Consider the following 12,316-nt stretch of genomic DNA (forward strand, 5'->3'; position numbering starts at 1 on the left):
AATCAATTACTAACTTCATTAGGTTCATCGTAAGTATTCTCCCCCATTCTTTTTAAAATAACTTCCCTTAGCCTGTCTTCATGCTCATCAGCCCAAAATCCTAAGGTAGAAATTACAGGAATCAGGGTTTTACCAAAATCTGTGAGGAAATATTCAACTTTCGGTGGAACCTGGGCATAGATTTTCTTTGTAACAAGTTCATGCTCTTCAAGTTCTTTCAGCTGGATATTTAAAACACGTCTTGAAGCATCGGGAATTTTACGGTTTAATTCACTTGGACGCAGATGACCCTGATTGATAAACCATAACAGACGGATTTTCCATTTACCATACAGGACTTCACCGATAAGGTCAAGACCGCAGTTTAAATTCAAAGGTATTTTTCTTTCACGCATACACAAATTTAGTCCAATGTACCAAATTGTACAATAGGGGAAAAAATTATCCCTATGCAATTCGGTTTTCCGTTATTGCCTGAAAGAGTGATACTTCGGAAATTTGTATCAAAGAATTCAACAATGGAATATCAATTTAATTACAACAACGAATTACAAGGTAAAATTGCCTTGGTAACCGGTGGAACAAAAGGAGCCGGAAAAGCAATAGCAGAAAGACTGTTACAAGCTGGTGCAACGGTTATTATTACTGCAAGAAATGCACCTGAAGAAGAAAACAGCAACCTGCATTTCATTCCTTCTGATCTGAGTAAAGCAGAAGGAACACAAAAAGTAATCAGCGAAGTACTGTCTACTTATGGCAGGCTGGACATTCTTGTGAACAACCTTGGTTCTTCATCAACACCCGCAGGTGGCTTTGCCGCATTGAATGATGAAGACTGGGAATCGACCCTGCAGGCTAATTTACTTGCTCCGGTTCGACTGGACAGAGGATTTCTACCACAAATGATTGAGCGAAAGAGTGGTGTAATTATTCACATCGCGTCAATTCAGGGCAAATTACCTCTTTATGATTCAACCTTACCTTATGCTGCTTCAAAAGCAGGATTGAGAAACTATAGTAAAAGTTTATCGAACGAAGTGACTCCCAAAGGTATCCGGGTGCTGACTGTTTCACCAGGGTGGATCAATACAACAGCTTCGGAAGCCTGGCTGGGTGAAATTGCGAGAAATGCGAATAGTACTGTAGAAGAAGCGCAACAAAGCGTGATGGATGCATTGGGTGGAATACCTTTCGGAAGACCTGCCGAACCGAAAGAGGTAGCTGAATTCGTTGGCTTTCTTGTTTCACCAAGAGCCGGCTATTTAACCGGAACTGAATTTATAATTGATGGCGGTACAGTACCAACCATTTAATCATCTTAAATATTATACAATGAATTTACCTAACATTATCTCAGAATTAGTGAAAGCCCAAAATGAGTTTGACAGTACAGCTTATGCCAATTGTTTTGCTGAAAATGCAGAAGTATTTGATGAAGGCAAAACCCACAACGGAAAAGCAGAAATTGAAAACTGGATTGACAAAGCCAACAAAGAATACAGAGCCAGTATGAAGCCATTAGATTATAACGAAAAGGAAAACATCTTATCGGCTGAAACGTCGGGAACATTTCCGGGCAGTCCTATTGTTTTAAAATATCATTTTCAGTTGTCTGATGGATACATTCAATCATTGAAAATAACCGGTTAATATTTTGCCGATAACAGAATATTAGTGGTCACAACTTTAAAAAGCGCAAATTTTTCTTAAAATCTGCGCTTTTTTATCGTTGGTACTCGTACGGCTGTTTTGTGCATTCACGTTACCTAAAGTAAAAAAGATCAGTAAAAGCAACAGATAATTTTTAGTCAAGTTTTTCATGAGTGCATTTTTTTAATTAACCTGAAATAAAGTTAAATAATTTTTGAACGTCATTCACAGAAACGAAACAAGGCGGTTTTTAATTTGACGATATAATTTAATATGCTGATATTAGAGAACGAAGCCTTACATTTATAAAGAAAAAAGAATGATTAAACTGAAAGAGAATAAACAGGAGAAATATTATTAAAAAAATCAATCCCTGATGTAATAAAAATTGCTTTTGAATCGTCTTTATACTGAAACAGATAACCAAGAATAGAAATGAAAAAAATACATCTCATCCTGCTTCTCTCTTTATCACTGAATATTTTTGCCCAAAATGTAAAGGATAAAATAAAATCATTTGAAGATAACCTGCTGAGCTGGGATCAGTCGAAAACTAAGAAATGGACCTTAAAAGAGAGGATGGCTTTCTACAATATGAATGCGGTAAGCATCGCAGTTATTAAGGATTATAAAGTAGAATGGGCAAAAGCATATGGATATGCAGATGTTGCTGAAAACAGACCGGCAACCCCTCAAACATTATTCCAGGCTGCGTCCATCAGCAAATCTATCAATAGTCTTGGTCTTTTGAAGCTCGTTGAGCAAAGAAAACTAGGTTTGGATGATGACATCAATAATTATTTGAAAAGCTGGAAATTCCCATACGATTCGGTTTCAAAAGGAAAAAAAATCTCCATAGCGAATCTTTTAAGTCATAAAGCAGGACTATCCGTTCATGGTTTCGGAGGTTATCAAAGAGGAAAAGAATTGCCTACAATAATACAGATTCTCAATGGTCAGAAACCTGCTAACTCCCCGGCGGTACGGTCTGTTTTTGAACCCGGCCTTAAGTTTCAGTATTCAGGAGGTGGAACTACCATTTCACAATTAATCCTTGAGAATACAACAGGAGAAAAATATGAGGATTACCTACTGAATAATATTCTTTTGCCTTTGGGAATGAATGAAAGTTCTTATAATCAGCCACCGTCCCAGGGAAAAGAAAAATTACTGGCAACGGCTTATAACAATGGAAAAGAAGTACAAGGCAAATATCACATCTATCCCGAAAAAGCAGCTGCCGGTTTATGGACAAACCCAAATAATCTGGCGAAATATATCATCGAAACACAATTGTCTTTGTTAGGAAAATCAAATAAAATTTTGTCCAAAGAAATGTCTGTAAAGAGAATTGAGAATAATTACGGGGTATTTCTAAATGATTTCAAAGGCACAAAATACTTCGGTCACAGCGGTGGAAATGAAGGTTTTGTATGCTATTATATCGGAAGTGTAGAAGACGGAAATGGACTGGCTGTAATGACTAACGGAAATAATTTTAAATTAATCGAAGAAATTCTTTTAAGCATTGCCAGTTTGAACCACTGGAAGAACTATCCTATCGAACCTCAAAAAGAATCTATTGGCCTAACAATCAGAAAAGAATGTTTAAAAAACATTGATAAAGGAATTGCTTTATATAAAGATCTTAAAAAGAATAAGCCTGATGATTATAATTTCTCCAATGAAAATGAATTGAACGAACTAGGGTATGAATTTCTAAGAAATGGTCAAACAGATGCAGCGCTTAAGATTTTTGATTTAAACGTCAATGAATTTCCAAAGTCAGGAAATGTTTATGATAGTCGTGGGGAAGCTTATTTTAATAAAAAAGAATATGCACTGTCAAAGAGCGATTACCAGAAAGCACTGGAACTTGATCCAGCCAATGCCAATGCAAAGGAAATGATTCTGAAAATCAATGAAATTACATCCACTAAAAAATAAATCAAACTTTTAAAATATATTGATATACTTAAATGTACCAACAATAAAATCAGGTTTCACCCACCGTTTTGGAAGAAATAAAACCTTGGTACATTTAAGTATATCATTCAGTATCAAAATGAATATTCATCATATATGATATTAATGAGCTGATCAGACTGGATATTCCGTGAAAAAATAGGATAATGAAAACTATCCAGTTTATTTAAAATACGTATAAGCTCCATTTTTTCACGATAGTTAAGATTTCCGGCAACAATATTGGTCGCCTGACGGATCTTTTCCATCTGCTTTTCGAGGATCAATAATCCTCTTTCAGTAATACGGATTAATTTACTTCGTTTATCCAGATCAGAGTCAGCCTGTTCAATAAGTCCCTGACGCAATAATCTGGCAATAATAAGCATACCCACGGGTTTATCATGAATATTTTTCTTAATCAGAGCCATCTTGGTCATCTCACCAAAAGCTTTCAGATTGATCAGATAAATAAAATCTTCCTGAGTAGAAAATTCAGAATTTGAGATTGCAGACTTCGAATAGGTTTTGGCATATCGGTTAAGGTGAACAAGTAATGTACTTATAGCACTTTCCGGCGTTCTTCCATTCTCCTTTCCTTCCCAGTAAGGTTCTTCGGGACGTTCTTTCTGGTCAGCATTCTCCTTATCCGTAACCCATGCTTTAAAGCCCTGAATACTTCCCGGATATAAATCAGGACAAGCCTGGATTTCGGTTTCAAATTCCTGCAATAGGTCTATAAAGTCTTTTATAAGTGTATAATTCATATCCGTTAAATAGTTTACAAAAATACCTAATTCCTCAAAAAATTAAGCAATATATATGGTCTCTTATTCTGCCAGTGCTTCTTTATAAGCTTTTAATGCTCTGTCCCTGGCTTTTGTATGCTCAACGACAGGTTCTTCCACATAATCTTCAGGAAGCCACTTTCTGATATACTGAGAATCTTTATCAAACTTTTTTGTCTGTTCATAGGGATTAAAGATCCTGAAATACGGTGCTGCATCACAGCCACAGCCTGCAGCCCACTGCCAGTTTCCGTTATTGGCTGCCAGATCATAGTCTAGCAATTTTTCAGCAAAATAGGCTTCTCCCCATCGCCAATCAATGAGCAGATGTTTGGTCAGAAAGCTTGCGGTGACCATTCTTACCCTGTTGTGCATAAAGCCGGTTTCATTAAGCTGCCTCATTCCTGCATCTACAATAGGATATCCGGTTTTCCCCTCGCACCATGCCTTAAATTCCTTTTCGTTGTTTCTCCAGGCAATATTCTCATATTTCTTTTTAAAACACTGATGAACAACATCTGGAAAATGATACAGGATCTGCATAAAAAACTCTCTCCATATAAGTTCATTAAGCCAGACTTCATTATGTTTAACGGCATATTGCACACATTTCCTGATCGAAATAGTCCCGAAACGAAGTGCAGTCCCAAGATGGGTAGTATGATCCATTGCAGGGAAATCCCTGTACTTTCCGTAAGAATCTATTATATCTCTGTTCAACTCTGGTTCCGTGAACTCAAGCTCTGTTTTCTCAAATCCGATTTCTTTCAGGGGAATGATCTCTGAAGGCCCTTTATAATTTGCAAAATGGGTCAAGTCTGTAGTAAGCGTTTCTATATTTTTCAAGTTTTCTTTCCATTTTTTTGAGTATGGGGTGAAAACTGTATACGGAGAAAGGTCATTTTTCAGAATATCATTTTTTTCAAATATGACCTGATCTTTAAAATCTTTCAGCTGAATATGATGTTTGAGCAGGAAATCCGCTATCTCACGGTCCCTTTGTATGGCCTGCGGTTCATAATCCCTGTTGCAAAAAACTTTATCTACGTTAAAATCCTGAATGATTTTTTTTAAAACCTGCATTGGAGTACCGTGATAAACATAAAGCCCGCTGTTATGCTTTTTCAGTTCTTTATGAATACGCTGTAAAGCCTGATGGATATAGTCTACCCTTCTGTCTTTTTTATCCTGAAGCCTGTTCAGTATATCGGTATCAAAAATAAAGACCGGAATAACCTTTAATCCTGACTGAAGGGCATGATAAAGCCCCACATTATCTTCCAGCCTGAGGTCTCTTCTGAACCAAAAAATATTCACTTTATCCATGATTTATCTTTTTAAAAAGCCTATTAGCAAGGTAAAAAATAGTCTATTTTTCATTTTTAGTTATTTTTTTAAAGAAGTAAATATTGAGTAAAAACTGGCTGTAACCGTAAACGGCATCTTCAACAGGGATAGTGCCCATTCTGACGCCCAAAAAATCATCAGGATTATAATTAACAACTGGGGAAGGAATGAAAGATCCAGTCAAAATTCCGTTCACTGCGAAAAAACCTGGCATCAAAACGAGATATACAAAGCTGGCCTTCCCTATCCACTCTTTTTTAGCAATAAAATGCAGGTAACAAAGCGTGAATATGGTTATGATCACTGTAAGCAAGGTATATATTCTATCATAGTAAAGAAGTCCTACAACACTGAGAACAATAACAGCCGTAAAAACGATGATATTATTAAAGGCATCAGCCAATCCTAAATCAAAAAATTTCTCTATACAGTAGTAAGTAAAAACACAGGCAAAAGGAATACAGTAAAAAAACAGCCATTCTTCAATGGGAAGTCCAGCTATTTTGAATCCTAACGTATACCTAAGATCAAACCACCATACTCCTTCTGCAGTGAACCAGATATCCCAGATGATAAAAGGAATTGCCACAATGGTGGACGACAGCAGAAACTTTCCGAAAAGCCTGTTAAACTGTATTCTTTTATCAAAAGAGGCTAAAAAACAGATAATGACCGTAAAAAAGTTAATCAGTATGTAAGTATAAGGCATCATTTTTTATTGAAATACATTTTAAAATATTTAACAGGAACCCAGAGAAAACCGAAACATTCTCCATCTTCTTTCCCCAAATGTTTGTGGTGCTGTTTATGGGCACGTCTGATCGCAAGGAAATAAGGATTATTTGTTTTGCTAAAAACTTTTGCCCGCTGATGAATAAAAATATCATGTACAAAGAAATAAGCCATTCCGTAAAGACTTATTCCAAGACCTATAAAAAACCAATGGCTGAATTCCTGCTTTACTCCCAGATATAATAAAGCAATGGCCGGGCTTGCAAAAATGAAAAAAAAGAGATCATTTCTTTCAAGCTTCCCGTCATGGCTATGATCATGATGATCCCGGTGCAGGCTCCACAGAAAGCCATGCATAATATACCGGTGGATCAGCCATGTAGCTCCTTCCATGGTAATAAATACTCCTAAAACGATCAGAAAATTCATTTTAATTATGCTTATGGTTAAAAAGATTATCCAAAACCGTGTATCTGAAATCGAAAATACTTTTGAGCTTTTCTTTTACGAATAGCTGATGGGCAATTTTACCTAAAATCCCCATCGGAAGTTCATAATCTACCGTGTCTTTCATGAGTACCCCATCCTTATTCGGAATAAATTCATGAAAATGATTCCAGTGCTTATACGGACCTTCTTTCTGAAAATCTGTAAAACTTTTATATTCTTCTACCTGGCTGATAATAGTCTTCCACCTCATCGGGATTCCCAGTAAAGGAGAAACCTTATAGTCTATTTCCATTCCTTTAAAAACAGGCTCATCCTGAACATCTGAAAGAACTACGAAATTCATGCTTTCAGGGGTTATTTCTGATAAATTATGAGGGGATGAAAAAAACTTCCATGCCGTTTCCATATCACAATTCAGCTGCTGCTCTCTGTATAATCTGTACATCATTTATTCTTTTATTGATTCATAAACCTTTCGAAAAACTGCTATAAGACAAACTGTTAGAAATAAGCAGATTTGTACCGTATGTAGCTTTTGAATGCAACCACAATCTTCTGCGAATTGGCGATCCTTATCCTCTGCTGTAAAATACGCTGAGAACTTGTTTTCTTTATTTTTTCGAAAAGAGAAAGGTAATATCTGTAGGCCAGGTATACTCCAAAAATAGCAGACCCGGGCAGTTTTTTAATTCCCTGCAATGCTTCGTTAAATTCTTCTTCAATTTCCTTTTCAATCTGGACCTTTACTTTATTATCAAACACGGACATGTTCAGAGATGGAAAATAGGTCCTGCCCAATACCTGATAATCATCTTTCAGATCCCGCAAAAAATTAACTTTCTGAAAAGCTGACCCAAGCTTCATCGCAAATGGCTTAAGCTTCTCATACTGCTCTTTATTGCCTTCTGTAAAGATCTGGAGGCACATCAGCCCCACCACTTCCGCAGATCCGTAGATATATTCTTTATACAGTTCCGAGTTATAATCAATTTTATGAAGATCCATTTCCATGCTGTGTAAAAACTGATCTACCAACCGGATGTCAATATCATACTGACGAACGGTTTCCTGAAATGAATGCAGAATAGGATTGAGTGATATGCCATCTTCCAGCGCATCATATGTTTCAGCCTTTAATCTCCTTAAAAGCTTCTCTTTATCATAGCCGTGAAAACTATCTACAATTTCATCTGCAAGGCGCACATAACCATAAACAGCATAAACGGCAGGTCTGATGGAAGGCTTCAATGCCAGTATTCCCAATGAAAAACTGGTACTGTATTTTTGTGTGGCGGACTTACTGACTTCGTAAGACAATTCATCAAACAGTTTTTTCATATTATTTTATTTTTAGTTTACTAACTTCAATCCCTACAATTTTCCCTGAAATGACGGATGGCGGAACTCCCGGTCCCGGAACCGTTAATTGTCCCGTATAAAAAAGGTTTCTGATCTTCCTGTTTTTTATTTTAGGTTTTAAGACTGCTGTCTGTGACAAAGTATTTGATAAGCCGTAAGCATTGCCCTGATAAGCATTATAATCTGAAATAAAATCACTTACACAATAGCTTCTTTTGTATTCAATTCGGGAAATAAGATCGGTTTCACCGGTATGCTTTTCAATTCTTCCAAGCATTTCCCTCAGATATTTTTCTCTTAAAGATTCTTCATCGTGTATTCCCGGGGCAAGCGGCAGCAGCAAAAAAAGATTTTCACAACCTTCAGGAGCTACATCCGGATCTGTCTTGGAGGGACAACACGCATAAAAAAGAGGCTTGGAAGGCCATTTCTTGTTTAAATATATACAGTCTACATGATTGTCCAGATCATTTTCAAAAAATAGGGTATGGTGTTTCAGATGAGGAATCTTTCCTTTGACTCCCAGGTAATAAATAAGGCATGAAGGAGCAAAGGTCCTTGTTTTCCAATAGGCATCATTGTAGTTTCTGAGTGATTTAGGAATTAGTGTTTCCGTATGATGATAATCCGATGAGGCAATGACTGCATCAAATTCATAATCTTTACCATTTGCTGTTATTGAATTAACCTTCCCGTTTTCTGTATTGATTTTCTGTACATCATGATTAAAATGAAAAGTCACGCCCTGCTTTTCAGCAACTTCTTTCATCGCCAGAACAAGCTGATAAAACCCTCCCATTGGGTATTTTGTTCCCAAAACGTATCCCCCGTAATTCATAAGGCTGTAAAGAGCCGGAATATTCTGAGGGGAAGCTCCAAGGAATATAACGGGAAATTCCATCAGGGATCTGAGTTTCGGATCAGCAAAATACCCTGAAACATATTTCCTGAAATCACTTAAAAGATTAAGCTTTACAGCACTGCCTGCTATTTTTAATGAAGCGAATTCAAACCAGTTGTAACATGGCTTGGTTACGAAATCTTTCATTCCTACTTCATACTTGAATTGGGCAGACTGCATGAATTTGTCATACTTCTTACCCGCTCCCCGCTCTATTTTTTCAAATAACTCCCGGATATCTTCATTTTTTTCGGGAACTGTAACCTTCTCTTCTGAAAAAACCATCTCAAACTGAGGGTCTAAAGAAACCAGTTTAAAGAAATCAGATACTTTAAAGCCAAAATCTGCGAAAAACCCTTCAATAATATCAGGCATCCAGTACCAGCTGGGCCCCATATCGAAAACATAACCTGTTTCTGTTTTAAATTGTCTTGCACGTCCGCCAGGCTGGGGATGCTTTTCAAATACATGTACTTCATTTCCTGATTTTGCAGCATAGGCAGCAGCAGAGAGTCCGGAAAATCCAGAACCTATCACCGCAATTTTCTTTCTTGAGCTTCCCCTGTTCATTTTTTTATTTAATAGTTTTAATGGTATTAATACTGCATTAATTCAACCTTTTATACACATTATCCAGCAGATCTCTGGCTTCCAGATTCATACGGTAAAAATTATCGTGAAATTCATCAAGTTTAGAGAGTATCGCTATGAGCAGCTTTTGTTCAGAATAATCCAGGTTTCCTACCATAGCTTTTGAAACTTTACCGATTTCATCCATGTGCTCTTCCAATACGGAAAGTCCTTTTTCCGTGATCTGAATATGCTTTGTTCTTTTATCTTTTTCTGTGACTGTCTGCTCAGCCCAACCATTACGGATTAAGCGGTTAATGATAACTATGCCTGAAGACTTCTCCTGTATATTACGTTTTATCAATTCCATTTTTGTCATAGCGCCTATCATTTTCAGACTTATCAGGTAAATGATATCATCCTGGCTTGTAAATACCGAATTGCTGATTGACGACCGTGAATAAGATTTTGCATACCTGCTCATTCTTATCAGCAAGGTATTGATGATGATGTCTGAACTACTTTCCAATTGTTTTCCTCTCCAATCCGGATCTTTCTGTTCAGAACCACTTTTACAGGAAGTGGTAAGCCATTCCGTAAAGCCCTGAAGATTATTGCTGTATACCGCTTTAGCTTCATTTTGCTCTGAAAATTGCTGAACGAGTTCTACAACTGCTTTTATAAGATCAAAATTCATTTCAAACCAATTAGTATACAAATATACTTATAAAAGAATATAAATATACTTTTATTTTGATTTTATTTTTAATTTCCTGGATTAAAGATGAATTTCACTTTAAATAAAAGAAGCTAACGGAAAGATCAAATAACTGATAAACAATACATTAATCCCAATACGTCTATGAAAAATTAATCAGGATAATTATACCAACTTCTATAAAATTGTATATTAATACACTAAATACATTCTATCAATTTGCATTTTAAATAAAAGAAGGTCATCGGAAATACTACAATAACAGCATCATGGATGCCACATTAAAATTTATGAATTATACAATAAAAAAGATAATACATACCACAAAATAAACGCTGAGGGCATATTTATTGTTTAATATTTTAAAAATAATTTAATATGGAAAATGCTAAAACAATTTCTACCCTCAATGATTTACTTCATATAACCAATGACAGGATTAAGGGTTTTGAAAGCGTAGAAGGAAAAGTTTGGGAAAGCTATTCTGACCTGAAAGGGGAATACGATAAAATGATCTCCCAATCAAAAGTAATGAAGAATGAAATTATCAATCTCATTACCGAAAGAAGCGGAAATCCCGATGAAGACACCTCATCACTGGCAGGCAGCCTCCACCGGACATGGATCGACATTAAAAATTCTTTACCCAGAAGCAATAATGATAAAGAAACATTGGAAAATGTAGTTTTTGGTGAACAACATGCTATTGAAGCTTATGAAAACGCTTTGAAAAGTGGCAATCTGTGTGCGGAAAGCTCTAAAGTAATTGCAGAACAGCTAAGGCAGCTTCGTACTTCTTATCATCAATTCCATAATATCGAGCATTATAAGAAAAAAGATGAATAATCCATTCATAGCAGGGATATCTATTTTACAAACCACCTTAACCGGAAGTATTTGCAATTAATGGGGTCCCAAACATTAAAACTTTTAAATAAAACCTATGAATGACCTTTATTTTTTTTCAAAATTAGCTTTTGCCGCTTTATTTATCCCGTCAGTGTACTTTGCACAACAAGAGCCTCACAAAAGCTACTCAATTTTTAATCCTGTGCCACGGGAACATATGAGAGAGATGGAAACCGATCGTCCCGATGTTACCGAATCTCCTTACACTGTAGATGCAGGCCATATTCAATTTGAAACAGACCTGGTAAGACTCATCAATGAGAAATCAGATGTACAGAAAACAAGTACATTACTCATCAATCAGGCAAACCTGAAGATCGGGATTACCGGTAATACTGCCATACAAGTCGGTTTCCAGACCTACGGCCGGCAAAAGGAGAAGGACTTAAGTTCAGGTTCTGAAGAAGTGAATAAAGGAATCGGCGATATAACCCTGAGAATAAAACAAAACTTAACAGGAAACAATCATGGTGATTTTGCACTGGCTGTTTTACCGTACATAAAATTTCCTACTTCTGAATATGAGGAAAGCCGCTATGAATATGGCCTGATTGTACCTATGTCATACAAATTATCCGGTGACTGGAAACTTGGATTGCAGGTGGAAATAGATAAGCTCAAGGATACGGATCAGCCTTCAATGCATACCGAGTTCCTGCAAACACTGACGATTAGCCATCCATTATCCAAGGGAATTGACTGGATAGCGGAAACCTATTATACGTATGATTTTAAATCCCATGAATTTTCAAATTTTATCAATGCCGCCATTCAAATGGAAGTTGTAAAAGACCTTAAATTCGATCTCGGAATTAATTATGGAATACAGCAGACTGCTGACAAACATTATTTCATTGGTTTATCTTATCGCCATTAAAAATATAGAGATAAAAATTTATTACTAGTAAATTGATCACAAAAGTTCAA

14 protein-coding genes are annotated in these 12,316 nt (G+C 36.3%); 5 read left to right on the forward strand and 9 right to left on the reverse strand.

The window, feature by feature from the left end:
* Window positions 1-2: 2 nt before the first annotated feature.
* Window positions 3-395, reverse strand: a complete 393-nt coding sequence (locus BUB03_RS02460) for a winged helix-turn-helix transcriptional regulator (RefSeq protein WP_040994219.1) — start codon at window positions 393-395, stop codon at window positions 3-5.
* 54 nt (window positions 396-449) lie between these two features.
* On the opposite strand from BUB03_RS02460, the gene BUB03_RS02465 reads away from it, so the two are divergent.
* The 3 genes from BUB03_RS02465 (at window position 450) to BUB03_RS02475 (ending at window position 3,597) form a co-directional block, all read left to right on the forward strand.
* A complete protein-coding gene (locus BUB03_RS02465; protein WP_228374776.1) occupies window positions 450-1,313 on the forward strand; it encodes an SDR family oxidoreductase in 864 nt (287 codons plus the stop codon).
* Between the two features lie 19 nt (window positions 1,314-1,332).
* Complete coding sequence (locus BUB03_RS02470; RefSeq protein WP_073060030.1) at window positions 1,333-1,650, forward strand: hypothetical protein; 318 nt, start codon at window positions 1,333-1,335, stop codon at window positions 1,648-1,650.
* Between the two features lie 435 nt (window positions 1,651-2,085).
* Window positions 2,086-3,597 (forward strand): serine hydrolase domain-containing protein, encoded by a 1,512-nt coding sequence (locus BUB03_RS02475; protein WP_073060031.1) that lies wholly within the window; start codon window positions 2,086-2,088, stop codon window positions 3,595-3,597.
* Window positions 3,598-3,710: 113 nt separating this feature from the next.
* Here the strand turns inward: BUB03_RS02475 and BUB03_RS02480 are convergent, their stop codons facing one another.
* From BUB03_RS02480 to BUB03_RS02515, 8 genes are all read right to left on the reverse strand, one after another.
* The gene (locus BUB03_RS02480) at window positions 3,711-4,382 is read right to left on the reverse strand and encodes a MarR family winged helix-turn-helix transcriptional regulator (protein WP_073060033.1); all 672 of its coding nucleotides are present in this window, start codon (window positions 4,380-4,382) and stop codon (window positions 3,711-3,713) included.
* 63 nt (window positions 4,383-4,445) lie between these two features.
* Window positions 4,446-5,729, reverse strand: a complete 1,284-nt coding sequence (locus tag BUB03_RS02485; RefSeq protein ID WP_073060035.1) for a cryptochrome/photolyase family protein — start codon at window positions 5,727-5,729, stop codon at window positions 4,446-4,448.
* A 43-nt stretch (window positions 5,730-5,772) separates the two neighbouring features.
* Window positions 5,773-6,462 carry a lycopene cyclase domain-containing protein gene (locus BUB03_RS02490; RefSeq protein ID WP_073060037.1) on the reverse strand — a complete coding sequence of 230 codons (690 nt, stop codon included), beginning with the start codon at window positions 6,460-6,462 and terminating at the stop codon, window positions 5,773-5,775.
* Window positions 6,459-6,911 carry a sterol desaturase family protein gene (locus BUB03_RS02495; RefSeq protein ID WP_040994205.1) on the reverse strand — a complete coding sequence of 151 codons (453 nt, stop codon included), beginning with the start codon at window positions 6,909-6,911 and terminating at the stop codon, window positions 6,459-6,461. Before BUB03_RS02495 ends, BUB03_RS02490 begins: the two co-directional genes overlap by 4 nt.
* Before the next feature lies 1 nt (window position 6,912).
* Window positions 6,913-7,380 (reverse strand): SRPBCC family protein, encoded by a 468-nt coding sequence (locus BUB03_RS02500; RefSeq protein ID WP_073060039.1) that lies wholly within the window; start codon window positions 7,378-7,380, stop codon window positions 6,913-6,915.
* Between the two features lie 53 nt (window positions 7,381-7,433).
* Window positions 7,434-8,270 (reverse strand): phytoene/squalene synthase family protein, encoded by an 837-nt coding sequence (locus BUB03_RS02505; RefSeq protein ID WP_073060040.1) that lies wholly within the window; start codon window positions 8,268-8,270, stop codon window positions 7,434-7,436.
* A 1-nt stretch (window position 8,271) separates the two neighbouring features.
* Complete coding sequence (locus BUB03_RS02510) at window positions 8,272-9,762, reverse strand: phytoene desaturase family protein (protein ID WP_073060042.1); 1,491 nt, start codon at window positions 9,760-9,762, stop codon at window positions 8,272-8,274.
* A gap of 37 nt (window positions 9,763-9,799) precedes the next feature.
* Window positions 9,800-10,459, reverse strand: a complete 660-nt coding sequence (locus tag BUB03_RS02515) for a MarR family winged helix-turn-helix transcriptional regulator (RefSeq protein ID WP_073060044.1) — start codon at window positions 10,457-10,459, stop codon at window positions 9,800-9,802.
* A gap of 399 nt (window positions 10,460-10,858) precedes the next feature.
* Here BUB03_RS02515 and BUB03_RS02520 point away from each other — a divergent pair, with 399 nt between their 5' ends.
* On the forward strand, window positions 10,859-11,326 hold the full coding sequence (locus tag BUB03_RS02520) for a PA2169 family four-helix-bundle protein (RefSeq protein WP_073060046.1): 468 nt from the start codon (window positions 10,859-10,861) through the stop codon (window positions 11,324-11,326).
* Between the two features lie 97 nt (window positions 11,327-11,423).
* The gene (locus BUB03_RS02525) at window positions 11,424-12,266 is read left to right on the forward strand and encodes a transporter (protein ID WP_073060047.1); all 843 of its coding nucleotides are present in this window, start codon (window positions 11,424-11,426) and stop codon (window positions 12,264-12,266) included.
* Window positions 12,267-12,316 lie beyond the last annotated feature (50 nt).

It is taken from the genome of Chryseobacterium oranimense, from assembly GCF_900129755.1.
Taxonomy (GTDB): Bacteria; Bacteroidota; Bacteroidia; order Flavobacteriales; family Weeksellaceae; genus Chryseobacterium; species Chryseobacterium oranimense.

Coding starts and splice junctions, on each gene's coding strand:
- BUB03_RS02460 (WP_040994219.1), bottom strand. CDS start 395: ATGCGTGAAAGAAAAATACCTTTGAATTTAAACTGCGGTCTTGACCTT.
- BUB03_RS02465 (WP_228374776.1), top strand. CDS start 450: ATGCAATTCGGTTTTCCGTTATTGCCTGAAAGAGTGATACTTCGGAAA.
- BUB03_RS02470 (WP_073060030.1), top strand. CDS start 1,333: ATGAATTTACCTAACATTATCTCAGAATTAGTGAAAGCCCAAAATGAG.
- BUB03_RS02475 (WP_073060031.1), top strand. CDS start 2,086: ATGAAAAAAATACATCTCATCCTGCTTCTCTCTTTATCACTGAATATT.
- BUB03_RS02480 (WP_073060033.1), bottom strand. CDS start 4,382: ATGAATTATACACTTATAAAAGACTTTATAGACCTATTGCAGGAATTT.
- BUB03_RS02485 (WP_073060035.1), bottom strand. CDS start 5,729: ATGGATAAAGTGAATATTTTTTGGTTCAGAAGAGACCTCAGGCTGGAA.
- BUB03_RS02490 (WP_073060037.1), bottom strand. CDS start 6,462: ATGATGCCTTATACTTACATACTGATTAACTTTTTTACGGTCATTATC.
- BUB03_RS02495 (WP_040994205.1), bottom strand. CDS start 6,911: ATGAATTTTCTGATCGTTTTAGGAGTATTTATTACCATGGAAGGAGCT.
- BUB03_RS02500 (WP_073060039.1), bottom strand. CDS start 7,380: ATGATGTACAGATTATACAGAGAGCAGCAGCTGAATTGTGATATGGAA.
- BUB03_RS02505 (WP_073060040.1), bottom strand. CDS start 8,270: ATGAAAAAACTGTTTGATGAATTGTCTTACGAAGTCAGTAAGTCCGCC.
- BUB03_RS02510 (WP_073060042.1), bottom strand. CDS start 9,762: ATGAACAGGGGAAGCTCAAGAAAGAAAATTGCGGTGATAGGTTCTGGA.
- BUB03_RS02515 (WP_073060044.1), bottom strand. CDS start 10,459: ATGAATTTTGATCTTATAAAAGCAGTTGTAGAACTCGTTCAGCAATTT.
- BUB03_RS02520 (WP_073060046.1), top strand. CDS start 10,859: ATGGAAAATGCTAAAACAATTTCTACCCTCAATGATTTACTTCATATA.
- BUB03_RS02525 (WP_073060047.1), top strand. CDS start 11,424: ATGAATGACCTTTATTTTTTTTCAAAATTAGCTTTTGCCGCTTTATTT.